The 21,244-nt window shown below is 61.2% G+C and carries 18 protein-coding genes; 14 read left to right on the plus strand and 4 right to left on the minus strand.

Annotation, left to right across the window (positions count from 1 at the left end):
• The first annotated feature begins 2 nt into the window (after positions 1 to 2).
• Complete coding sequence (gene pqqF, locus D7241_RS06040; protein WP_408100734.1) at positions 3 to 2,534, plus strand: pyrroloquinoline quinone biosynthesis protein PqqF; 2,532 nt, start codon at positions 3 to 5, stop codon at positions 2,532 to 2,534.
• 75 nt (positions 2,535 to 2,609) lie between these two features.
• On the opposite strand, the gene D7241_RS06045 is transcribed toward pqqF, so the two are convergent.
• The 3 genes from D7241_RS06045 to D7241_RS06055 all read right to left on the minus strand — a co-directional run bounded on the left by D7241_RS06045 (position 2,610) and on the right by D7241_RS06055 (position 6,245).
• Complete coding sequence (locus tag D7241_RS06045; RefSeq protein WP_408100735.1) at positions 2,610 to 3,311, minus strand: fumarylacetoacetate hydrolase family protein; 702 nt, start codon at positions 3,309 to 3,311, stop codon at positions 2,610 to 2,612.
• Between the two features lie 61 nt (positions 3,312 to 3,372).
• Complete coding sequence (locus tag D7241_RS06050; RefSeq protein ID WP_408101193.1) at positions 3,373 to 5,082, minus strand: IlvD/Edd family dehydratase; 1,710 nt, start codon at positions 5,080 to 5,082, stop codon at positions 3,373 to 3,375.
• 116 nt (positions 5,083 to 5,198) lie between these two features.
• Positions 5,199 to 6,245, minus strand: a complete 1,047-nt coding sequence (locus tag D7241_RS06055) for a LacI family DNA-binding transcriptional regulator (protein WP_255975821.1) — start codon at positions 6,243 to 6,245, stop codon at positions 5,199 to 5,201.
• 216 nt (positions 6,246 to 6,461) lie between these two features.
• Here D7241_RS06055 and D7241_RS06060 point away from each other — a divergent pair, with 216 nt between their 5' ends.
• The 8 genes from D7241_RS06060 (at position 6,462) to D7241_RS06095 (ending at position 14,399) form a co-directional block, all read left to right on the plus strand.
• Positions 6,462 to 7,613, plus strand: coding sequence for a mandelate racemase/muconate lactonizing enzyme family protein (locus D7241_RS06060; RefSeq protein WP_408100736.1), 1,152 nt, complete (start codon positions 6,462 to 6,464; stop codon positions 7,611 to 7,613).
• Between the two features lie 116 nt (positions 7,614 to 7,729).
• On the plus strand, positions 7,730 to 8,707 hold the full coding sequence (locus D7241_RS06065; RefSeq protein WP_408100737.1) for a Bug family tripartite tricarboxylate transporter substrate binding protein: 978 nt from the start codon (positions 7,730 to 7,732) through the stop codon (positions 8,705 to 8,707).
• A gap of 34 nt (positions 8,708 to 8,741) precedes the next feature.
• Positions 8,742 to 9,209: a tripartite tricarboxylate transporter TctB family protein gene (locus D7241_RS06070; protein WP_408101194.1), complete on the plus strand. Its 468-nt coding sequence runs from the start codon at positions 8,742 to 8,744 to the stop codon at positions 9,207 to 9,209.
• 33 nt (positions 9,210 to 9,242) lie between these two features.
• On the plus strand, positions 9,243 to 10,751 hold the full coding sequence (locus D7241_RS06075) for a tripartite tricarboxylate transporter permease (RefSeq protein ID WP_408100738.1): 1,509 nt from the start codon (positions 9,243 to 9,245) through the stop codon (positions 10,749 to 10,751).
• A gap of 58 nt (positions 10,752 to 10,809) precedes the next feature.
• Positions 10,810 to 11,730 carry a dihydrodipicolinate synthase family protein gene (locus tag D7241_RS06080; RefSeq protein WP_408100739.1) on the plus strand — a complete coding sequence of 307 codons (921 nt, stop codon included), beginning with the start codon at positions 10,810 to 10,812 and terminating at the stop codon, positions 11,728 to 11,730.
• 27 nt (positions 11,731 to 11,757) lie between these two features.
• Positions 11,758 to 12,753, plus strand: a complete 996-nt coding sequence (locus tag D7241_RS06085; RefSeq protein ID WP_408100740.1) for a 2-hydroxyacid dehydrogenase — start codon at positions 11,758 to 11,760, stop codon at positions 12,751 to 12,753.
• A complete protein-coding gene (locus tag D7241_RS06090; protein ID WP_408100741.1) occupies positions 12,754 to 13,932 on the plus strand; it encodes an alpha-hydroxy-acid oxidizing protein in 1,179 nt (392 codons plus the stop codon).
• A gap of 17 nt (positions 13,933 to 13,949) precedes the next feature.
• On the plus strand, positions 13,950 to 14,399 hold the full coding sequence (locus D7241_RS06095; RefSeq protein WP_408100742.1) for a GlcG/HbpS family heme-binding protein: 450 nt from the start codon (positions 13,950 to 13,952) through the stop codon (positions 14,397 to 14,399).
• Between the two features lie 48 nt (positions 14,400 to 14,447).
• On the opposite strand, the gene D7241_RS06100 is transcribed toward D7241_RS06095, so the two are convergent.
• A complete protein-coding gene (locus tag D7241_RS06100) occupies positions 14,448 to 15,638 on the minus strand; it encodes an MFS transporter (protein ID WP_408100743.1) in 1,191 nt (396 codons plus the stop codon).
• Positions 15,639 to 15,866: 228 nt separating this feature from the next.
• On the opposite strand from D7241_RS06100, the gene D7241_RS06105 reads away from it, so the two are divergent.
• The 5 genes from D7241_RS06105 to pqqC all read left to right on the plus strand — a co-directional run bounded on the left by D7241_RS06105 (position 15,867) and on the right by pqqC (position 21,137).
• Positions 15,867 to 17,828: a methyl-accepting chemotaxis protein gene (locus D7241_RS06105; RefSeq protein ID WP_408100744.1), complete on the plus strand. Its 1,962-nt coding sequence runs from the start codon at positions 15,867 to 15,869 to the stop codon at positions 17,826 to 17,828.
• Between the two features lie 140 nt (positions 17,829 to 17,968).
• Complete coding sequence (locus D7241_RS06110) at positions 17,969 to 19,087, plus strand: HisA/HisF-related TIM barrel protein (RefSeq protein WP_408100745.1); 1,119 nt, start codon at positions 17,969 to 17,971, stop codon at positions 19,085 to 19,087.
• 167 nt (positions 19,088 to 19,254) lie between these two features.
• Positions 19,255 to 19,326: a pyrroloquinoline quinone precursor peptide PqqA gene (gene pqqA, locus D7241_RS06115; RefSeq protein WP_003253598.1), complete on the plus strand. Its 72-nt coding sequence runs from the start codon at positions 19,255 to 19,257 to the stop codon at positions 19,324 to 19,326.
• A gap of 50 nt (positions 19,327 to 19,376) precedes the next feature.
• Positions 19,377 to 20,288: a pyrroloquinoline quinone biosynthesis protein PqqB gene (gene pqqB, locus D7241_RS06120; protein ID WP_408100746.1), complete on the plus strand. Its 912-nt coding sequence runs from the start codon at positions 19,377 to 19,379 to the stop codon at positions 20,286 to 20,288.
• 96 nt (positions 20,289 to 20,384) lie between these two features.
• Positions 20,385 to 21,137 carry a pyrroloquinoline-quinone synthase PqqC gene (gene pqqC / locus D7241_RS06125; RefSeq protein WP_255975849.1) on the plus strand — a complete coding sequence of 251 codons (753 nt, stop codon included), beginning with the start codon at positions 20,385 to 20,387 and terminating at the stop codon, positions 21,135 to 21,137.
• Positions 21,138 to 21,244: the final 107 nt, after the last annotated feature.

The raw sequence follows: 21,244 nt of genomic DNA on the forward strand, positions 1-21,244 counted from the left end.
CCATGCACCAGCTAACCGATCCTGCCCAGCGCCCGCCGCAATTGATCTTGACTAGCGGTTTGCGGGTGCGCCTGTTGTCGCTGCCAGAGAGCTCTCACGCTGCGGCGCTGGTGCGCATTCATGCGGGTTCCCATGACGTCCCAAAGGCCTATCCCGGTCTGGCTCATTTTCTCGAGCATCTTTTGTTTCTTGGTAGCCGCAACTATTACGCCACGCACAGCCTGATGCCGTTCGTTCAGCGTTGCGGCGGGCAGCTGAACGCCTCGACTCGCGAGCGACATACCGACTACTTCTTTCAACTTCCGCCCGACAGGCTGGAAGAAGGCTTGCTTCGCCTGCTGGATATGCTCGCCAGTCCGCTGCTCGACCCGGCCGCGCAGTTACGCGAGCGTGAGGTGCTGCACGCTGAATACCTCGCCCGCGCGCAGGACGCCGAAACACTGTGCGACGCTGCGTTGGCCAAGGCGTTCGATCAGGTACATCCGTTCACCGATTTTCATGCCGGCAACCGCGACACGCTGCCGGTAGATGAGGCGCAATTTCAGCAGGCGCTGCGTGATTATCACCGGCGGTTCTACCATTGCGGGCAGATCGAGTTGCTATTGGCCGGCCCGCAACAGGCTGACGAGTTGCAGCATCTCGCTATGCTGGCTGATGGCGCGCTCGCTGCTGGCCCTGCTATCGCTCGCAAGGCACCGTCATTGCGCTGTAGCCGCGATTTCTGGCTTCGCCTGCAGCTGGACAATACCCAGCCGCGCCTGCATCTGGCCTTCGCCCTTGAGGACATGCCCGAGCATTGCGTGCCGGCGCTGGACCATCTTTTCACCTGGCTCGCCTCCGAAGCGCCCGCTGGGCTTGCTCAGCGGCTGTGCGACGAAGAGCTGTGCCTGACAGTAAAGGCGCGCGCGCCTTATTGGTATGCAGGGCAGGGCGTCGTGATTATCGAACTGACGCTTACCGAACGAGGGTTGAAAGAACGTGCGGTAGTTGTCGATGCGGTGCTCGACTGGCTGCGCTTCTTTTCCGATGAGGCATGCTGGCAGCCGTGCCGTGACGAATATTTGCGTATCCGACGGCGAAGCCTGCAGGGCTCCGAGCCGCTGACGCGACTGCGCCATTGGGTGGAGCCGCTGGCCTGGAGCGATAACAGTGACGAAACGGCGATTCGTCATGCGCTGGGCGTGCTGTTGGGGCAGATGATCGCATCGGGCCCGCTGGTTATGACTTCCGATCCCTCCGAATGCGGGCCCGTAGAGACCGGCGGCTTCCCGCTGCGTCTGGCATTCGAGCCGCAGCCAAGAGCAGAGTCGCTAGCGTGGAGCTGGCAGCAGCCGTCGCCCAATCCGTGGTTGCGGACGAACACCATGCGGCGAGAGAAGAGCCGCCTCGATCCCGCGCTGCGCTGGCTTGGGCCGGAAGCTACGAACGGGCAGGGTGCGCTTTTCGTGCGCTGGCAATTCATTGCCGGTCAGCCTCCGGTGGGACTCTGGCATGTGTTGTGGGATGCGTTGCGGTCACGTATATGGGCGGCGCAGCAGGCCGGTGTCGAGCTGCGTTTCGATGATCTGGGCGATAGCTGGACGCTTGGTCTGAGCGGTTTCGCTGAGGCGATACCCACGATTCTTGGCGACATTTCCCAACTGCTCGTTGAGCCGCCAGTCGCTTCCTTCGTTCAGGGCGTGCAGATGGCCGAGCGCGCCGGAACGCTCAGTGGGGACGACATGCTGATTCGTCAATTGATCAAGCGCCTGCCGCGCCTGCTCGCAGATGTGACGCCTGAAGTGGACGAGCAAGCGGCGCTGGAGCGCTCGGCGGTGTCTCGGCATTGGCAATCAGCACAGTGGCAGGGGTTGGCGATCGGTTTTCCGTCGAGCTTGGGTGGCATGCTGGGCGATGCGATCAGTACGTTGCCGGGCGCGCCCGCGCCGGCTGTGCTCGATTCGCTTTCACGATCGATGGGCTACCGCTGGCACGATGTCAGTGGTGGGTCGGTCATGGCCGAAACGGCATTTCTGCTGTTCTGCCCCTTGCCGGAACGCGATCCCGAATGCGAGGCGTCCTGGCGGCTGCTGGGACGGTTGATCGAAGGTGATTTCTTTCGCCGTCTGCGCAGCGAGCTACAGCTGGGCTACGCGGTCTTTAGCCGCTTCAGCCAGTTTGGCAGCTACCCGGGCATGCTCTTCGCGGTGCAATCCCCAACGGCCTCGGCTGCGCAAATTCTCGGCTACATCCAGGTTTTCCTAGATGAATTCGCGATGAGACTGGTCGATCAGTCCGCCGAGGTGATCGAGTGCGCCGCCGATGAACTGAGCGATCAGCATGTTGCCGGCCCGGCAGACCTGCGCGCTCGGGCCGAACAAGCCTGGCAAAACTGTCTGGCCGGTCATGACATCACCCGTCCAACACAAGTCGCCACAGCCATGCGCGCCCTGCGCCGTGCGGACCTGGCTGCTGCGTTAGAAGCCCTGCGCGCCGCCGCCGGTGGTTGGGTCGTCGTTACCAATGCGGCTGCGCCGGGTGCATGCTGGTCCTGATCGTCGTTTCGCCCCGCTGCTGCGCGGCGGGGCATTAACGAATGCAACAGCGGACCTGGTAGCGCTCAGTCGTTATCAACCAATTTCAATATCGAGCGTGCCAATGCCCTGTACGCCGCCGCTCAGTCGATCGCCGCGCTGCACGGGCCCGACGCCGGCTGGGGTACCGGTCATGATCAGGTCGCCCGGCTCGAGTACGAACAGGCGCGACAGGTAGGCGATCACTTCCGATACCCGCCAAATCTGGGAAGCCAGGTCGCCTTCCTGGCGCGTCTCGCCGTTGATATCGAGCCAGATGCGGCCAGACTCCGGGTGACCGATATCGTTGGCCGGCATCAACGCCGAGCAAGGCGTCGCCTGGTCGAACGCCTTGGCCACGCACCAGGGACGGCCCAGCTTCTTGGCTTCGGCCTGCAGATCTCGACGCGTCATGTCCAGCCCGACCGCGTAACCGAACACGTGGTCCAGTGCCGTCTCGGCGGCAATGTCTGCGCCACCGCGGTGAATGGCCACCACGAGCTCGATCTCGTGATGCACGTTCTCGCTTCCCGGTGGATAGGGGAAGACATTGCCATCTGGCAACAGGCTGTCGGGGTGCTTGGTAAAGAAGAACGGCGGTTCGCGATCCGGATCGTGGCCCATTTCGCGCGCATGGTCGGCGTAGTTGCGCCCGACACAGTAGATGCGCCGCACCGGGAAACGCTGCTCGGTGCCGGCTACGGCGAGACTGGGAATAGCAGGGGTGAACAGATAATCCGCATGCTCTGTCGAGGTCATTTAAAACTCCTGGCTATGGATGTAATAACCGCAGCCGTTGGCTGCGGCGCGATAAGGGATGTCACTTGGGTGAGGGAATGCTGCCGGATTCGTCCAGGCTGCGTAGAAAATCGAAATCGCAGCCTTGATCGGCTTGCGTGACGGTGTCCAGAAACAGCTTGCGATAGCCGCGCTCATCGCCTTCCCGCGGCTCTGGCAGCGTGAGGGACTGACGGCGCCGGGCCATTTCTTCATCGCTCACCAGCAACTCGAGTTTGCGTTCGCTTACGCTCAGGCGCAGGCGGTCGCCACTCTCGATCAATGCCAGTGGCCCGCCAACGGCCGCCTCCGGCGTGACATGCAGAATGATGGTGCCACCCGCCGTGCCGCTCATGCGTCCGTCGGAAATCCGCACCATGTCCTTCACACCGGCGCGCGCCAGCTTGCGCGGGATCGGGATATATCCGGCTTCGGGCATCCCAGGCGCGCCTTTCGGGCCGATGTTTTTGAGTACCAGAATGTCGTCGGCGTTGACGTCGAGGCCCGGGTCGTCGACACGCTGAGCGAGATCCTCCAGGCCATCGAATACCACCACGCGACCTTCGTGCTCCATCAGCTCGGCACTCGCCGCCGATTGCTTGATGATCGCCCCGTCCGGCGCAAGGTTACCGCGCAGAAAAGCGATGCCACCCTGCGGATAGATGGGGTTGTCCAGCGGGCGCACAACCTCCTGCGGAAAGGCGGCGATTTCGTCGAGCTCTTCGCCCAGCGTGCGCCCGGTCACTGTCAGCGCGTCGAGGTGCAGGAAGGGCCGCAGTTCGCGCAGTATGGGCGCCAGCCCGCCGGCCTTGTGCAGGTCTTCCATGTAATACGTACCGGACGGTTTGAGATTGACCAGGACCGGAATGTTGCGACCGAGCGCGTCGACCTGATCCATGTCGATGCGAATGCCGCAACGGCCGGCGATCGCCGCCAGATGCACGATGCCGTTGGTCGAACCGCCAATGGCGAGCAGCACCATCAGCGCGTTCTCGAAGGCTTTTTTGGTGAGAATCCGATCAGGCGTCATTCGCGACTGGATCATCTTCACCGCCTGCGTGCCGGTGCGCTCGGCGATGCGGATGCGATCGGCGGTGACCGCTGGTGGCGTGGCGCCGCCTGGCAGCATCATCCCCAGCGCCTCGGTAACGCAAGCCATGGTGCTGGCGGTGCCCATCACTGAGCAGGTGCCGACGCTGGCTACCAACTGGTCGTTGACCTCTGTGATTTCCTGTTGGTCGATTTCCTCGCCGCGGTACATGCCCCAGAAGCGTCGGCAGTCAGTACAGGCACCGACGCGCACGCCGCGATGGGAGCCGGTCAACATCGATCCGCTGACAAGTTGGATGGCCGGCACGCCAGCGCTCGCGGCACCCATCAATTGAGCCGGGACGGTCTTGTCGCAGCCGCCGATCAGCACTACCGCATCGATTGGCAGGGCGCGGATCATTTCCTCGGTGTCCATCGACATGAGATTGCGCAGGAACATGCTGTTGGGGTGGGCGAAGCTTTCGTGTATCGAAATCGTCGGAAAATCCACCGGCAGCCCGCCGGCCAGCATCACCCCGCGCTTGACCGCTTCGATCAGCTGCGGCGCGTTGCCGTGGCAGGGGTTGAAGCCGCTGCCTGTGTTGGTGATGCCGACGATGGGCCGCGACAGGGCGTCGTCGGAATAGCCGGCGCCTTTGATGAAGGCTTTGCGCAGAAACAGTGAAAATTCCGCATCGCCGTAGTTAGTCAATCCCTTGCTCATGCCTTGCGCGGGATGCTTGGCCTTGTTGTCATTGTTTTCGGTCATGGCGTTTCCTCTCGATGGGTTGGAACGATGCCGCAGCGCTCGGCACACAGTGACGACGCGGCAGGGTGGGCTTACTCGGGCCTGGTCGGAGCTGGGCCGGAGCTTCCCCGTGCTACAAGTTCGGTAGTTGTCTCGATCAGGCCGATGGGCCTCTTGCCCGCAAGGGCTTCGAGCAGATAAGCGCCGGCATAAGCACCTATCTGCGCAAGATCCACGCGAATGGTGGTTAACGGTGGGGACATGTATTTGGCGTAATCGAAGTCGTTGAAGCCGACTACCGAAATGTCTTCGGGCACACGGACGCCCAGGTTCTTGGCGGCCAGCAGTGCGCCGAACGCCAGCAGGTCATTGGCGCAAATGACAGCTGTCGGCCGCTCCGGGCCTCGCAGCAGACGCTGCATGGCCACGATCGCGCTTTCAAGCGTAAGGTCAGCCGCCACGCGCCATTGGGCGGGTAGGTCCAGCCCCTCTTCGGCGAGGCGCGCCTGGGTGCCTGCGATCCGGTCACCGACACGGTCGTTGAACGACCGTTCGTTGACGATCATGGCGAACTTGCGGTGCCCCAGGGAAAGCAGATGTTCGACCATCTGCCGCGCGACGACGACGTTGTCGAAGCCGACGCTGGGGCGATCGCTGTCCTGCGACCAGGCCTGGACGCAGGGAATCCGCTTGCGGTCGATCAGATCCCACATCTTCGGATCGTGGGTGCGGCCAACCACCATCAGGGCGTCCACGCCATGCTCCAGCATGGTCTGCACTTCCTTCAGCTCGACTTGCGAATCGAAGCCGAAACTGGCGACCAGCAGGGTGTAGCCGGCCTCATGCACCGTCTGCTGGAAGGCTGCGAGCGGGCGGGAAAACGTTTCTGTTGCGAGTGTGGGGACGACTGCTCCGATGGTCATGCTGCGCCGTGAAGCCAATGTCCTCGCCGCCGCGTTAAGCACATAGCCGAGCTCATCGCAGGCGCGCTGAACAGCGTGGCGCTTGTCGTCGCTGACCGTCGCGCTACCATTGATAACCCGCGATACGGTAGCCGTCGACACACCTGCCAGTCGGGCAACGTCTTGCAGGCTGGCACGTGACAGCAATGACGAGAAGCCAGGTACCGAATCAGCCATTTCTGTGTCCTTCTGATTGTCGCTGAGCAAATGTTGTTTGACATTAGGAAAAACCGAAACTAAGTTTTTGTAAACGCTTACATCGTATTATTTTGCAAATGTAAGCGATTACATAGCTGCTTTAATTCCCCTAAAACGCCTTTAGCAGTAAGTAATCAGGGCAGTTGAGACAGGGAATGAAAGCGCTTACATCGGACTCCGAGATGAGGAACAACAATGGCAATAATCAGCTCCATCTCTGTTTGTGCAGCCCGCGTGCCGCTGGATCGGGTCACTTCATTTTCCAATCGCACGGTTCACGCCCGGGACTACGGTCTGGTGAAAGTGACATCCGTCGACGGTGTGACCGGCATCGGCTTCTGCTACGTCGGCAGTGCCGGGGGCGAGCTGCTGCCGATAGCGGTGGAAAAGCTGCTGGCGCCAGTGCTGCTCGGCCGCGATTCGCTGGACGTCGAGGCGCTGTGGCGGGAGATGTACCAAGAGGCACTGCTGCAGGGCCGGGCTGGCGTCGTCATGCGTGCCATCAGCATTCTCGACACCGCCCTCTGGGATCTTAATGCGCGCAGCGCCGGCCTGCCGCTGCACCGTTACCTCGGTGCGGCCAGTGCCGACCGGGTGCCGGCCTACGCCAGCGGTGGTTACTACCTCGACGGCAAAACTCCCGAATTGCTTGGCGAGGAGATGGCGCACTACGTGTCGCTCGGCTTCAAGGCGGTGAAAATGAAAACCGGCCGCCTCTCGCCGAAGGAAGAAGAAGCGCGAGTCGCGGCGGCGCGCGAGGCCATCGGCCCCGACGTCGAGCTGATGCTGGACGTCAACAACGGCTGGAGCGACGTCACCCAAGCGCTGCAATACGTCCGTCGGTTCGAGCGCTATACCCCGAGCTTCGTCGAGGAGCCTTTCCTGGTCGACGACATTGACAGCCACGCACGGCTGGCACGGGCCACACCGATTCCCATCGCCACCGGAGAGGTGGAGGTTGGCCGCTGGCGTCACAAGGAGCTGCTCGACAAGGGCGGCGCGGCCATCCTGCAGACCGATGCGGTGGTCTGCGGCGGCATCACCGAATGGCGCCGCATCGCCGCGATGGCCGCCGGTTACGGCGTACCGATGTACCCGCACTGGTTCCACGACGTACACGCACCGCTGGTGGCGGCGACCCCGAACGCCGGCTACGTGGAGTTCTTCTGGGACGACCAGGTCCTTAACTTCCGTCGCCTGATCGACCGGCAACTGCAGCAGGAGGATGGTTACATCAAGCTGCACCAAACCCCAGGGCTCGGTTTCAACTTCGACGAGCAGGCTATTGCGCGCTATTCGATCGGCGCTGACAACCAACCCTGGATGACACTCGAAAACAACCGTTGAGCAACGAAAAGAATCACCCGCAGTAGGGGCGGCGGCGCACGGTTGCCGCCCCTGACCACGTCTGGGCTTGAGTGGCCCAACACGATAAATCCAACAAGAAATGTGGAGTGAGCGAAATGAAGATCAACCAGAAACTGTCCGCTGCCGTCCTGACTGCCGTTACGGCGCTTTCCGTTCCCTTCGCTGCCCAGGCGGAATACGTTGCCGGTGATGAAGTCGCCGTATTGCAAGGTTTCAAGCCAGGCGGTGGTAGCGATGTGCTGGCGCAGCTGGTGCAGCCATACCTCACCAAGAAACTGGATGCCAATTTCGTCAACGAGTACATCCCGGGCGCCACCGGTGCGATCGCCTGGACGCGCCTGGCCAAGCAGTCGAAGAAGGACGGCACGGTGATCAGCATCACCAACACGCCCATGCTGATGACCAACTACATCATGAACGACGCGATCACCTACAACATCGATGACCTGACCCCGATCGCCAATGTGGTAACCGACTCGGGCATTGCGGTCGTGGCCAAGGACAGCCCCTATAACACCATCGAAGACTTGCTCGCGGCAGCCAAGGAAAAGCCCGGCCGAATCACCGTCGGCAACTCCGGTGTGGGCGGTGATGATTTCTTCACCACGCTGGTGATCGAGAAGGCCACCGGGCTCTCCTTCAAGAAGGTGCCGTTCCAGGGCGACGGCCCCTCAGCCACCGCGGCCATGGGCAACAAGATCGATGTCAGCTTCAACAACGTCGGCAACGTCTACAGCCAGATCAAGAGCGGCAACCTCAAGGCACTGGCGGTGTTCGCGGACAAGCGTTTCGAGAGCCTGCCTGACGTGCCGACCCTTAAAGAAAAAGGCATCAATGTTGTCGCCGGCTCTTCGCGCGGCTACAGCGCACCGGCCGGGATTCCGGATGAAGCCCGTGATCAGCTGATCGCCGCGTTCGAATCGCTGAAGACCGACAAGGCGTTCCTCGAAGATGCCAAGAAGCGCGCGCTCAACATCGACATCGTTACCGGCGAGGACTACGGCCAGATGTTCGAAAGCATGGAGAACGAGTTCCAGGGCATCTGGAGTGAAGTCGGCGACAAGCAACAGTGAAGCCATCCGCCGAACTGAACGAGGGTAGGTGCCCATGAACAAGAACAGGTTGGTACTCGGGCTCTTTGGTATGGCCCTGGCGGCGGCGTTTTTTACCAACGCGCAGGACTATCCAGAGGCCGCTGCGCAGATGCCGTTGATCTACTCCGTGACGGTGGGTCTGCTCTCGCTGGCGATCGTGTGTTCGGAACTGCTGCGCTGGCGTGCGACGAGGCAGGCCGAGGCGTTACCGCCGGAGCCTGTCGATGAAGTGACGGCCCCGCCGCGCTACGCGGTGACGGCCCTCGTTTTTGTCCTGGCGATTGCCTACGTCGCAGCCATCACCACGCTCGGTTATGTGTTGTCGACCGTGCTGTTCATGGCCGTGGCGCTGTTGCTGATCCGAACCGTTTCGGTGCGTTTTGCAGTGATCGGCACGGTGGTGCTGGTGGCGGTGGTATGTCTGGTTTTCGTGCAGTTTCTGGGCCTTCCCATACCGCTGTTGCCATCGGCGCTCGCCTGATCGCTCCCTTCCATTTTCGACGAGGCTTTTTCCGTGGAAAGTTCGATCGTCATGACAGGGTTGGTCAACGTACTGACCCTGGCTAACTTCGCTGCCATTTTCGGCGGCATCCTGCTGGGACTGTTTGTCGGCGCCATGCCGGGACTCTCCGCCACCATGGCGCTGGCCCTGTTATTGCCGCTGACCTTCAGCATGGACACCGCGACCGGCCTGAGCATGCTCGCCTCGCTCTATGTCGGTGCCTCCTACGGCGGCTCGATCGCCGCGATCCTGTTGCGCACGCCGGGCACCCCGTCGGCTGCCGCGACGGTGCTCGACGGCTACCCGATGTCGCAGAAGGGGCAGGCGGGGAAGGCGCTGGGGATCTCCCTGTTCGCCTCCTTCATCGGCGGTACCATCAGCGGCATCGCGTTATTAATGGCGGCTCCGTTGCTCGGCAGCATCGTGGTCGAGTTTGGCCCGATCGAGCTGTTCTCCATCGCCGTGCTTGGCATCACCATCATCGGCTCGCTGGCGCAGGGGTCGGTGATCAACGGGCTGTTTTCCGGTGCTGTCGGGTTGCTGGTGAGTACCGTGGGGATGGACTTGATGACCGGCACGCCGCGCATGGCATTCGGCAACATCAATCTGTTCTCCGGCATCAGCTTTACCGTGGCGTTGATCGGCTTGTTCTCGATTCCTCAGGCGCTGTCGTTGATCGAGAACTCGCACGACGCCGCCAAGGTCGCCAGCCGCATCACTGACCGGTTGATTCCCAAGCTTTCCGAACTGAAGACGTTGATGCCCAACATCCTCCGTTCCAGTGGAATCGGCATCGTGGTCGGCCTGATCCCAGGCACTGGCGGTGATACTGCGAGCTGGTTCGCCTACAACGAGGCCAAGCGCTTCGCCAAGGATAAGAGTGGCTTCGGCAAAGGCGACCCAGCCGGCGTCGCGGCGCCCGAGTCGGCGAACAACGCCGTGGTTGGCGGTGCGCTGATTCCTACCATCGCCCTTGGTATTCCAGGCAGTTCCGCTACCGCGATCCTGCTTGGGGCGCTGATGGTGCAGGGCATTCTGCCTGGCCCGAATTTGCTGAGCGAATACGGCGACGTCACCTACACGCTGATCTGGGCGGTGATCTTCGCCAATATCGGCTTGCTCGGCGTTGGCCTGATGTTCACCAAAGCCAGCGTGGCGGTCACCCGTATCCCGGACGGGTTCGTCGCCTGCGCAATCATCGCGCTGTGCATCATCGGCTCCTACGCGCTCAACAACAGCCTGTTCGAAGTAGGACTGATGCTCGGCTTCGGCCTGTTCGGCTATTGGCTGGCCAAGGCCGGCGTATCACCGGCGCCGATGGTTATCGGTCTGATTCTCGGCCCAGTTATGGAAAACGCCTTCCACCAGTCGATGCTGATCGGCAACGACGATTACCGCATCTTCCTGACCAGCCCGATCGCCGTGGTACTGCTGTCCATCGCGTTGCTCTCGATCTTGCAGGCGACTCCGATATTCCGCTGGTTACTGGCGCCCCTGCGCCGGCGCACCCGGCTGGCCTGAAATCAAACACCGGCAGCCCGCTTGGGTTGCTGGATTATCAGTACAGAAAGGAAAAACCATGAGCCAAACCATGGGTCGAGTCTGGTCCCCAGTAATCACACCCTTCACCGCGGAGCTCGCGCCTGACCGGGAACGCTTAGTTGCTCAGTGCCGCTGGCTGCTCGCCAACGACGTCGGGCTGGCGGTGTTCGGCACTAACTCGGAGGCCAACTCGCTCTCGGTCGAAGAGAAGATTCGGTTACTCGATTTTCTGATCGAAGCCGGTATTCCGGCCGAGCGGTTGATGCCCGGCACGGGTGCTTGCGCGCTGCCCGATACCGTGGCGCAGACCCGTCACGCAGTATCCAAAGGCGTGGAGGGCGTGCTGATGCTGCCGCCGTTCTACTACAAGGGCGTGTCTGATGAGGGCCTGTTCCGCTATTTCAGTGAGGTGATCGAGCGAGTCGGCGATGACCGTCTGCGCATCTACCTCTATCACATCCCGCCGGTCTCCCAGGTGCCGCTCTCGCTGGCATTGATAGAGCGCCTGCTCAAGGCCTATCCGAACAACATAGTAGGGGTGAAGGACAGTTCCGGTGATTTGGCCAACACATTGGCGATGATCGACAGCTTCAGCGCCGACGGTTTCCAGGTCTACGCCGGGAGCGAGCATTTTCTGCTACAGACCCTGCGTGCCGGCGGCGCCGGGTGTATCAGTGCCACTGCCAACGTCAATCCAGGGCCGATCGCCACGCTTGCAAAGACCTGGCACGCGGCGGATGCCGACGACCAGCAAGCCGCGTTGACGGGTACGCGAAAGCTGTTCGAGCGCTTCCCGATGATCCCGGCTCTCAAGGCCGCTACCGCCCGCTACAGCGACATCGAGCATTGGTCTCGGGTGCGACCGCCATTGCTGGAACTCAACGAGCAGCAGCGCGGTGAACTTTTTGTCCTGCTCGACGAGGCGGGTTTCGATATGCCCGGCCTCGCGCCCGACTGATAGGGGAGTGTGGAGATGGAGAGGGAGATGAAACGAGTCGTTGCCCTGCGCCGGTTGAAGGCGTCGCATCTGCAACGCCTGCGCGAACACTTCGAAGTTACGTACTTCGAGGAGCCGGAGCGGCAGCCAGAGGCAGTAGCCGTCGCGCTGCGCCAGGCGCATGGGCTGATTGGCGGAAAATTGCAGGTTACCTCTGCGATGTTGGACGAAGCGCCAGGACTGGAAGCCATAGCCACCATTTCGGTGGGTTACGACAACCTCCCGGTGGACGAGCTGAGCCGTCGTGGCATCCTGCTTACAAATACTCCGGACGTGCTCACCGAAACCACTGCCGACACCGGCTTTATGCTCATCATGGCCAGCAGTCGGCGCCTGGTCGAGCTGGCCAACATGGTCCGCGAAGGCCGCTGGACGCAGCATGTAGGCGAGCCTCAGTTCGGTCACGATGTGCACGGCAAAACCCTCGGCATGGTCGGGCTCGGACGCATCGGTCGAGCCATTGCCCGCCGTGCACTGGGGTTCAACATGCGCGTGCTTTACAGCAATGCCTCGTCCAAGCCCGAGCTTGAGGCGGAGTGGGGGCTGGAGCACCGTACCTTCGAGCAGTTGTTAGCCGAGTCGGACTTCGTCTGCCTGACCGTGCCGCTGACCGAGCAGACCGAACACTTGATTGGCTACGAGCAGTGCAGGGCAATGAAGCGTTCGGCCTTTCTGATCAACATTGCCCGAGGACGAGTAGTCGATGAGGCCGGTCTGATTCGCGCGCTGAACGATGGCCTGATCGCCGGGGCGGGGCTGGACGTCTTCGAGCGTGAACCGCTGCAGGATTCACCGCTGCTGCGCATGGATAACGTGGTGACCTTGCCGCACATCGGCTCGGCTACGCACGAGACCCGTGAAGCCATGGCCAGCTGCGCGGTGGAGAATATCTGTCAGGCCTTACAGGGCGAACGCCCACGGGATCTGGTCAATCCGCAGGCCCGCCCGAGCGGATTTATACAACCACCGCAGGACAGTCTGTAGATGCCAAGTAGCCACTCGCGACGCTTGGCGTCGATTCTGAACCTGCACGATCTCGATCGCGCTGCGAAGCGCCATCTGCCCCGGCCGATCTATGGCTATATCGCCAACGTGGCCGAGGACGGGCACACCGCTCGCGCCAATCGCAGCGCCTTCGAGGCCTATTCATTCCTGCCGCGGGCGCTGGTAGACGTCTCGAACATTTCGCTGGAAACCGAACTGTTCGGCCAGCGCTACGCCTTGCCGATCGGCATCGCGCCGATGGGCATCAGTGCGCTGTCGGCCTATCGCGGCGACCTGGTCCAGGCGCAGGCGGCGGCCAAGGCCGGCATTCCGATGATTCTCAGCGGCAGCTCGTTGATCCGCATGGAAGACGTGCTCAATAACGGCCAGACCGACTGGTTTCAGGCCTACCTGCCCGGTGATCACGCCGGTATCGAGGCGCTGATCGAACGGGTCCGCACAGCCGGCTTCGACAAGCTGGTGATCACCGTCGATTACCCCGTACCGCCGAACAGCGACAACAACACCCGTTCGGGCTTTTATTCGCCGCTGCGCCCCAATTTGCGTCTCGCCTTTGACGGGTTGATGCGGCCTCGCTGGCTGTTCGGAACCTTTCTGCGCACGCTGCTGAACCACGGCATGCCGCACTTCGAAAACAACTACGCCACCCGCGGCATCGCAGTGATCTCGCGCAACGTGAAGCGTGATTTTTCTGGCCGCACTCATCTCAACTGGAGCTATCTTGAACTGGTCCGGAAGCTTTGGCCGGGCAAGCTGGTGGTCAAAGGGATTCTCCATCCGGACGATGCCCGCAAGGCCCGTGACTGTGGAGCCGATGCACTCATTGTGTCCAACCACGGCGGGCGTCAACTCGACGGCACTCTGTCAGCGCTGGAAGCGTTGCCCGGTGTTGTCGAGGCGGTCAACGATCTGCCAGTGATGGTCGATAGCGGTTTTCGTCGCGGTACGGATGTATTGAAGGCACTGGCGCTCGGCGCGCGCATGGTGTTCATTGGTCGGCCGTTCAATTACGCCGCGGCGTATGCGGGCGAAGCGGGCGTATCGCATGCGATCGAGCTGTTAGGTGCCGAGTTGCAACGTGATATGGCGCTGCTAGGCCTGACGCGGATCGAGGACGTTACCAAGCACTGCCTGGTGAATAACAAAAATAAAAGTTAGATCGTATCGGAGGGCTTATGGGACGCGGATTCCTGTCAGGACTGTGGGACGTAGAAGCCGCCATTTACGCTGGGCCTCCTCCCGTGGAAGATCGTTACCAGCTCGGTGCGCATGGGACGGAAGCCGTGTTGAGCGCGGCGCGCGCTGAGGCTGAACGTAATGGCTGGGCGGTATCGATTGCTATCGTCGATTCCACGGGAGAACCGCTCGGGCTTGTCAAACTGGACGGCAGCCCGCCAGACAGTGCTCGATGCGCGATCAAAAAGGCTCAACAAGCGACGGCTGTCGAGCAATGCGGCCTGATGGACGATGCGCTACTGACGACTCACTCCCAACATCCGCAAGCGTCCACAGAAGCCATACCCCTCTACGTGGACGACCGATGCATTGGTGCGGTTGGAGTCCACGGGGCCCATCGGAGCGAGGCCGCGCAAGTGGCGTATGCGGGTGCGAAGGCTGCTGAATAGGATGTATGAAGCTTCGGCCTCATCCATCCATAGAACGTCCGCTTCCTTTCAAGCCTCTCGCATCCTGGGATGCAAGAAGAACCACACGGCCACCGGCGAGGCGACGGCGATCACGCATAGGCCCAGTATCGTTATTGCGGTGGGCAATCCGTAATGGTCAGCGATCCAACCGACGGCGATCAGAGGAAGAATGCTGCCGACATAACCGCATACCAGATAAGTCGAGATCAGCCCCGAGCGTTCTGTTGGGCCGGCGATGCGATTGACCATGCTGATGCCCGCCAACAGGCACATGCCATGACTCGCCGCCGCCGCGCAGACGCCGATCATGAAGATGACTGACGAGCCAACCTTGAAGTTGAAAACCAACATGGCGTTGCTCAGGACAACCGCCAGTAGGCCGAAAAAGCCGCACCAGCGCGCACTCATTTTTGCGGACAGCAGCTGCACCATCGCCGAAGCCATCAAGATGACGCCGATCGCCGTGCCGCTCACGATCGGTCCGTGCCAGGGCACCATTTTGTCGAGGAACAACGGGGCCATCGAGGCGTAGATCCCAAAGACGCCAAACGCGAAGAACGGGCAGGCACAGGTAAGGGCGAACGCCAGCGAATCGTGGCGGGCGGCCCAGGCCAGACGCGGAACGAACGCGCGCCAGCCCAGCGGTACTTTGCCGGCGTGGGGCTTTACCTCGGCTCGCATCAGGGCATAAACGGCCAGCACACCCAGTACCAGCGACGGTATATAAGTGGTGATCAGCGGATAGGGCAGCCACTGGCCGGTGATGCCGCCAGTGATGGGCCCAAGGCCGAAACCGAAGGCGAGCAGAAAGCTGGTGATCATCGCAATGCGCTGTGAAGCCCCGTCGCGGGAGATGTGCACCAACCCCACCGAGGCGCTGGTGACGATCAGGCTGGAAGACAGACCCACAGCAAAGCGACCGATGTTCAGGCTCGGCAGGCTCCAAGCGATCATCGTCAGCAGCGTGCCGCCCCAGCCGAGCAGCAACCCCGCCATCATCACGGGACGAAAACCCAGCGTATCCGACAGGCGCCCCATGAACAGCAACCCGAACAGCGCCCCAAGCATATAAACGACGTAGATCATCGAAATGTCACTGGTACGAAGCTGCCAGGCTTGCTGGTAGAGCGGATACAACGGCGATATCAGGGCCGTGCCCATCACGCCGACGCACATGGCGAAACACACCCAGGGAAACGGGGACCACGTTTCTTTCATTTCAAACGCCTGCACTGAAATAGGTTTTACAGCTTCAATGAAGCCTTAGCCGATAGCTGCCTACTGTATCGGCTCAACGCATGGCATGCATTGCACATTGCGCCGTAATACCTGCTCTGCTTCCGCTGTAGCGGTAATTGCTTGACGCCTGATCATTGACGACTTTCGACGCAAATTGTACAAGGTGCGCCGGTTGATATTTTTGTTGTACAACTTTTGAGGTGGCGCATGAACAGGTTCCGAAGTCTTTTGCTCGACATCAGCGTCAGGCGCAAATTGCTGTTGGGGTTCGGTCTGGTCTTGATGATCACATTGGTGATCGCCTGGATCAGTTACCAAGCCTTGGATACGGTTCTGGAACGGTTCGCCAAACTAAGCCAGGTGGCTGAAATCAAGGGGTTGGTGGCCGAAGCTCGGCAGAACGAGAAAAACTACCTGTTACGCCGAGAAACGACCTTCCTGGACGAAGCCCGACAGGCAATCGATACGACCCTGCGAATCGCTGCTGATACCCGGGCCGACTCACGGAACCCCGAAAAAATTGCACAAATGGACCAGCTCAAACAGGACGGAAAGGGCTACCAGACCGAGCTAGGTGAATTCAGCCAGGCGATGCAGCAGAGCCAGATTGCCGAAGACAACATGGAGCAGGCTGCGCGCGACGCGCTCAAGGGTTTCGCCACGACGGAATCCGAACTGCGCAGGCGTGCCGAGGAGCAGATTCAGCAGACGGGCGACGCCGAGAGCATTCAGACTCTGGATCGTTACGATCAGGCGACCCGTCTGGCCAAGCAGTTGCTGGACGCTCGCAGGCTGGAGAAAAACTTCGTTATCGGTGGCGACGAGGGCAAAGCCGATACCTTGCTGGCTCAACTGGAGGCGTCTGCCGCGGCGGGTGTTGCACTGCGCGACAGCTTGCCTGAGGGTGACAGCCGGCGTGCGCTGGAGCAGGCGTTGCCAAGGCTGGCTCAGTACCGACAGGAATTTCTCAACTACCGCAAGGCGCATTCGATTCGCGTCGCCAGTGAGGTGGAGCTGACCGAGCGTGCGCGTCAAATGGTCAGTGTTGCGCAAAGCGCCTATACCAGTCAGCTAGATGAGTTGCGTGTCGAGCAGCGCCAGGTGCGCATGGTCTTGATTGGCGCAACGGTGGTGGCGCTCGTCATGAGCTTGCTGTGTGCCGTGCTGATCACTCAGATGATCGTCGGCCCGCTGCAGCGCGTGGTTTCCCTTGCCCGCCGCGTGGCTGACGGAGATCTGTCGGAGGATCTTACGGTTGATCGCCGTGACGAGCTGGGTCAGTTGATGCAGGCCATGCAGCAAATGACCGAGAACCTGCGCGCGCTGATGACCCGGTTTTCCAACGGCATTGCCCAGCTTGCCACTGCTGCGGAAGAAATGTCTGCGGTGACCGAACAGACCAATGTTGGCGTCGGGCAGCAAAAGCTCGAGACCGATCAGGTGGCTACGGCAATGAACGAAATGACAGCTACCGTCCAGGACGTTGCGCGCAATGCCGAGGCGGCAGCGCATTCGGCAGCCTCGGCTGACGTCCAGGCACAACAGGGGCACTCGGTGGTTCGGCAGACCATTGAGCGCATCGAAGAACTGGCCCGTTCCATCGAGGAGTCGGCCGAGTCTATCGAGCGGTTGAAAAACGACAGCAGCGGCATCGGTAGCGTGCTGGATGTAATCAAAAGCATCGCCGACCAGACCAACCTGCTCGCACTCAACGCCGCAATCGAGGCGGCCCGTGCAGGCGAGGCGGGCCGAGGCTTCGCAGTCGTGGCTGAAGAAGTACGCGCGCTGGCGCGCCGCACCCAGGAGTCCACATTGGAAATCGAGCAGCTGATCGGGGCGCTGCAGAGTGGCGCCGAAAGCGCGGTTGAAGTCATGGGCAAGAGCTGCGGTCTGGCAGACCAAACGGTCGAGGCGGCCCAATTGGCTGGAGAAGCGCTCAGTGCGATCAATGCCGCGGTATCGAGCATTCAGCAGATGAACCAGCAGATTGCGACCGCTTCGGAACAGCAGAGCGCCGTCGCGGAGGAAATCAATCGCAGCGTTTCGAACATCCGCGACGTGGCCGATCAATCAGCTGCTGCCACTGAGCAGACCTCCGCGGCCAGCGCCGACCTTGCGCGGTTGGGCAGTGAATTGCAGTCGCAGGTCGGTCGATTCCGCCTCGTCTGAAGCGCTCGTCAGCACAGCCAAGGCGCCGGTGATCGGCGCCTTTTTTATGCCGCCCTAACGACCAACTATCGTGCGTTTCGAACTCCGCTGTGTGTAAGGTCCTCAGATTCAGCACAACCTGGCCTGACGAGGAATCACTGATGCCCGTATTGTTCGAACCCGTTCAATTGAATCAGCTGCGCTTGCGCAACCGCGCTGTGCTGGCCCCGATGACCCGTGTCAGCGCCGAGCCGGACGGCTGCGCCAACGAGCTGATGCGCGACTACTACCAGGCGTTCGCAAAGGGTGGCTTCGGGCTGCTGATCACCGAAGGTACCTACACCGATACGGCATACAGCCAGGGCTATTTCAACCAGCCGGGGCTGGCGACAGAAGGCCAGCGCGACAGCTGGGTGCCCATTGTCAGCGCCGTACACGAAGAGGGCGCCGCGATCATCGCGCAGCTCATGCACGGCGGTGCACAGACTCAGGGCAACATCCAACATGCGCGCCATGTCGGACCTTCCGCTGTGCAGCCCGACGGTCGGCAGCTGAGTTTTTATGGCGGAGAGGGGCCTTATGCCACACCGGCGGAAATGACCGAGACCGAAATCCAGGAAGCCATTGCCGGGTTCGTACAGGCCGCGCGACACGCGAGTGATGCCGGGTTCGACGGCGTCGAACTGCACGCCGCCAATGGCTATCTGTTGCACGAATTCATCACTGCCGAATTCAACAAACGCACCGATCGTTGGGGTGGCGATTTCAAAGCCCGACTGGCCTTGCCGCTGGAAGTCATTCGCGTCGTGCGAGAAGCCGTCGGAACTAATTTCGTCGTCGGCATGCGGATGTCGCAAGGAATGGTCACTGACAGCCGACTGAAGTGGGACGGTGGCATCGATGCGGCGCGTTATCGGCTCGCTACGCTGGCGTCGGCCGGCCTGGATTACCTCCACGTCACTGAATACGACGCCAGCGCACCTGCTTTCGAGGAGGGGCCGAGCCTGGCTGCCATCGCGAAGAGCAGCGTGACCATTCCGGTCATGGTCAACGGCGGCATCGGTACCGAGGCGCAGGCTCGAGCGTTGCTGGATAACGGCGAGGCAGATCTGTTGGTGATCGGCAAGGCAGCGCTTGCCAACCACGATTGGCCGATCCGTATTCAAGAAGGCGTGGCGTTGACAGAATTCAATTACGACATGTTCTCGCCGATGGCGACGCTCACCAACGAGCTGGGCTGGCGTGGCACCCATGGCCGTTCGGCTACCCGGCAACCCTGACAGATGGTCGCAAGGCTCTGTTATGCGGGCTGCAACGCTTTACGGACAAGGCACTACTAACGCAGGACGCTGTCTCCTTCCAAAGTACCATTCCGCTTTTGGCGGATCAGGGTGCTTAATGGGACGTCGGAATATTTCCGTCGCCATATAGAGAGAGGAATTTATCCATGTGGACTAAACCCGCTTTTACCGACCTGCGCATTGGTTTCGAAGTCACCATGTACTTTGCCAATCGCTGATTGATCTGCCCCGGCCCCGGTCGGGGTTTCGTTTTTTTACGGAGCTGCCCATGTTCATCCAGATTCTCGGTTCGGCTGCTGGCGGCGGCTTCCCTCAGTGGAACTGTAATTGCGCCAACTGCGCCGGGCTACGTGCCGGCACGCTGCGCGCTCAACCACGCACTCAGTCGTCCATCGCCATCAGTGACAACGGCGAGGATTGGATTCTGTGCAACGCGTCGCCGGATATCCGTGCCCAGCTGGAGTCCTTTCCGAAGTTGCAGCCAGCTCGCGGACCGCGCGATACCGCGATTGGCGCCATCATTTTGCTCGACAGCCAGATCGACCACACCACCGGGCTGCTGACCCTGCGTGAAGGTTGCCCGCATGAGGTTTGGTGCACTGAGATGGTTCACCAAGATCTCACTACCGGCTTCCCACTGTTCAACATGCTCAAGCACTGGAATGGTGGCCTGCGCTGGAACCCGATTGCGCTGGAAGGCAGTTTCACGATCCCGGCTTGTCCGAACCTGAACATCACGCCGATCCCGTTGCGTAGCTCGGCACCCCCGTATTCGCCGCACCGCAACGATCCGCATCCGGGCGATAACATTGGTTTGTTGATCGAGGATCAAAAAACCGGCGGCAAACTGTTCTATGCGCCGGGCCTGGGCAAGGTCAGTCCGGAGCTCCTTGAACTCATGCGCGGCGCCGACTGCCTGTTGGTCGACGGCACGCTCTGGCGTGATGACGAAATGCGTGTGCGGGAAGTCGGGACCAAGCTTGGTTCAGAGATGGGCCATCTTTCGCAGAGCGGACCTGGCGGCATGATCGAGGTGCTGGACGGCCTACCTGCGGCTCGCAAAATCCTGATCCACATCAACAATACAAACCCCATCCTCGATGAAGACTCGACCGAGCGCGGAATTCTCGGCGAGCACGGCATCGAAGTGGCATTCGATGGCATGAGCATCGAACTTTAGCGGCGCCGTGCACCTCGTGTTTCGAAATCATCGGTGGCCAGCCACTTCGAAGCACGCCAATGAACCGCGCCCGATATGTAACCCAAGGAAGCCGTTATGACCCTGCCAGCCATGTCTCCCGCCGAGTTCGAGCAGGCGCTGCGCGCCAAGGGCGACTATTACCACATCCATCATCCTTTCCATCGGGCCATGTACGAGGGGCGTGCCACGCGCGAGCAGATCCAGGGTTGGGTGGCGAATCGTTTCTACTATCAGGTCAGCATTCCGCTGAAGGATGCAGCGATTATGGCCAACTGCCCGGACCGTGAAGCACGGCGCGAATGGGTCCAGCGCATCATCGATCATGACGGTGCGCCGGGCGAGGAGGGCGGTATCGAGGCCTGGCTGCGACTGGCCGAGGCGGTGGGGCTGGATCGCGAGCAGGTGCTTTCACAGGAACTGGTTCTGCCCGGCGTGCGCTTCGCGGTCGATGCCTACGTCAATTTCGCCCGCCGTGCCGTTTGGCAGGAGGCGGCCAGCAGCTCGCTGACCGAGCTGTTTGCGCCGACCATTCACCAGTCGCGACTGGAGGCATGGCCGCAGCATTACAGTTGGATCGATGTGTCCGGCTACGACTATTTCCGCAAGCGCCTGAAAGAAGCGCGCCGTGATGTGGAGCACGGCCTGCGCATCACACTCGAGCATTACACGACCCGTGAAAGCCAGGAGCGCATGCTGAACATTCTTCAATTTAAACTCGATGTTTTGTGGAGCATGCTGGACGCCATGAGCATGGCCTACGAGCTGGACCGCCCGCCCTACCACACGGTGACCCGCCAGCGTGTTTGGCATAAAGGGATCACGTTCTGACCTGTTGGAAGAACGCCTGGACCGCGGAGGGTTGCGGTTCGTAGGGTGGGCCGGGCGGCGCTCCGCTTCAGCCCACCGCCCCAACCTGATAATCGGCGAGACAAAAG

Origin of the sequence: Stutzerimonas sp. VN223-3, assembly GCF_045999685.1 — a bacterium.
Classification (GTDB): domain Bacteria; phylum Pseudomonadota; class Gammaproteobacteria; order Pseudomonadales; family Pseudomonadaceae; genus Stutzerimonas; species Stutzerimonas stutzeri_AR.

Bases quoted from the DNA above. Each gene is read 5' to 3' on its own strand.
- pqqF (WP_408100734.1), top strand. From the start codon at position 3: ATGCACCAGCTAACCGATCCTGCCCAGCGCCCGCCGCAATTGATCTTG.
- D7241_RS06045 (WP_408100735.1), bottom strand. From the start codon at position 3,311: ATGACCTCGACAGAGCATGCGGATTATCTGTTCACCCCTGCTATTCCC.
- D7241_RS06050 (WP_408101193.1), bottom strand. From the start codon at position 5,082: ATGAGCAAGGGATTGACTAACTACGGCGATGCGGAATTTTCACTGTTT.
- D7241_RS06055 (WP_255975821.1), bottom strand. From the start codon at position 6,245: ATGGCTGATTCGGTACCTGGCTTCTCGTCATTGCTGTCACGTGCCAGC.
- D7241_RS06060 (WP_408100736.1), top strand. From the start codon at position 6,462: ATGGCAATAATCAGCTCCATCTCTGTTTGTGCAGCCCGCGTGCCGCTG.
- D7241_RS06065 (WP_408100737.1), top strand. From the start codon at position 7,730: ATGAAGATCAACCAGAAACTGTCCGCTGCCGTCCTGACTGCCGTTACG.
- D7241_RS06070 (WP_408101194.1), top strand. From the start codon at position 8,742: ATGAACAAGAACAGGTTGGTACTCGGGCTCTTTGGTATGGCCCTGGCG.
- D7241_RS06080 (WP_408100739.1), top strand. From the start codon at position 10,810: ATGAGCCAAACCATGGGTCGAGTCTGGTCCCCAGTAATCACACCCTTC.
- D7241_RS06085 (WP_408100740.1), top strand. From the start codon at position 11,758: ATGAAACGAGTCGTTGCCCTGCGCCGGTTGAAGGCGTCGCATCTGCAA.
- D7241_RS06090 (WP_408100741.1), top strand. From the start codon at position 12,754: ATGCCAAGTAGCCACTCGCGACGCTTGGCGTCGATTCTGAACCTGCAC.
- D7241_RS06095 (WP_408100742.1), top strand. From the start codon at position 13,950: ATGGGACGCGGATTCCTGTCAGGACTGTGGGACGTAGAAGCCGCCATT.
- D7241_RS06100 (WP_408100743.1), bottom strand. From the start codon at position 15,638: ATGAAAGAAACGTGGTCCCCGTTTCCCTGGGTGTGTTTCGCCATGTGC.
- D7241_RS06105 (WP_408100744.1), top strand. From the start codon at position 15,867: ATGAACAGGTTCCGAAGTCTTTTGCTCGACATCAGCGTCAGGCGCAAA.
- D7241_RS06110 (WP_408100745.1), top strand. From the start codon at position 17,969: ATGCCCGTATTGTTCGAACCCGTTCAATTGAATCAGCTGCGCTTGCGC.
- pqqB (WP_408100746.1), top strand. From the start codon at position 19,377: ATGTTCATCCAGATTCTCGGTTCGGCTGCTGGCGGCGGCTTCCCTCAG.
- pqqC (WP_255975849.1), top strand. From the start codon at position 20,385: ATGACCCTGCCAGCCATGTCTCCCGCCGAGTTCGAGCAGGCGCTGCGC.